The organism is Pseudomonas sp. MD195_PC81_125, assembly GCF_014060985.1.
Classification (GTDB): Bacteria; Pseudomonadota; Gammaproteobacteria; order Pseudomonadales; family Pseudomonadaceae; genus Aquipseudomonas; species Aquipseudomonas parakoreensis.
The window spans coordinates 1-1369 of record NZ_JABULD010000615.1; the positions used below are offsets into that span (position 1 = coordinate 1).

Sequence of the window (1369 nt, forward strand, 5' to 3'; positions counted from 1 at the left end):
GCTCCCACAGTGATTTCGGTCGTTCACAAATGTTGTGCACACTAAAGAAACCTGTGGGAGCTGGCTTGCCAGCGATGGGCGCACCTCGATTTGGCTGATTCACACAATTGTGTTGAAAACCAAGCAAGCGCTCGGTTAACGTCGGCCAACCCTTCGATGGAGTTCGCCGATGCCTGCCTTTCAGGAATACTTCGACCCCAGCCACCAAATGGTTCGCGACAGCGTCAGACGTTTCGTCGAGCGCGAGATCCTGCCGGACATTGACGCGTGGGAAGAAGCCGAAGGCTTTCCCCGTGAGCTGTACCTGAAGGCCGGGGCGGCGGGGATTCTTGGCATCGGTTATCCCGAAGCGCTGGGTGGCAGCCACGAAGGTGATCTGTTCGCCAAGGTTGCCGCCAGCGAAGAACTGATGCGCTGCGGTTCCGGTGGTCTGGTCGCCGGTCTCGGTTCGCTGGATATCGGCCTGCCACCGATCGTCAAATGGGCCCGGCCCGAGGTGCGCGAGCGTGTCGTGCCGCAGGTGCTCAGCGGCGAGAAAATCAGTGCGTTGGCGATTACCGAACCCGGCGGGGGTTCCGACGTCGCCAACCTGCAAACCCGCGCCGTGCGTGACGGCGACGTCTACCGGGTCAGCGGCAGCAAGACCTTCATTACCAGTGGCGTACGCGCCGACTTCTATACCGTCGCCGTGCGCACCGGAGCGCCGGGTTTTGGCGGCGTCAGCCTGCTGTTGATCGAGAAGGGCACCCCCGGCTTCTCCGTCGGCCGCCAGTTGAAAAAAATGGGCTGGTGGGCCTCGGACACCGCTGAGCTGTTTTTTCGACGATTGCCGGGTGCCTGTGGGCAATCTGATCGGCGCCGAGAACATGGGTTTTGCCTGCATCATGGGCAATTTCCAGAGCGAACGGCTGGCGCTGGCGTTGATGGCCAACATGACCTCGCAGCTCGCCCTCGAAGAAGCGCTGAAATGGGCGCGCGAGCGTGAAGCATTCGGCAAGCCGATCGGCAAGTTTCAGGTGATCAAACATCGGTTGGCCGAAATGGCCACGGCGCTGGAAGTATCGCGCGAGTTCACTTATCGGCAAGCGGCGAAAATGGCGGCGGGGCAGAGCGTGATCAAGGAAATTTCCATGGCCAAGAACGTCGCCACGGACACCTCGGACCGGATCACCCGCGAAGCGGTGCAGATCCTCGGTGGCCTGGGTTACATGCGCGAGAGCCTGGTGGAGCGGCTGTATCGGGATAACCGTATTCTGTCGATCGGCGGCGGGACGCGGGAAGTGATGAACGAAATCATCAGCAAGCAGATGGGGCTTTAAAAGCAAAAAGATCGCAGCCTTTCGGCAGCTCCTAACAGGGAAACGCATCC

General features: G+C 60.6%; 1 pseudogene. It reads left to right on the forward strand.

What is annotated here, in order from left to right:
- Window positions 1–169 precede the first annotated feature (169 nt).
- Window positions 170–1319 (forward strand): annotated as a pseudogene (locus tag HT737_RS24740) (acyl-CoA dehydrogenase family protein).
- Window positions 1320–1369: the final 50 nt, after the last annotated feature.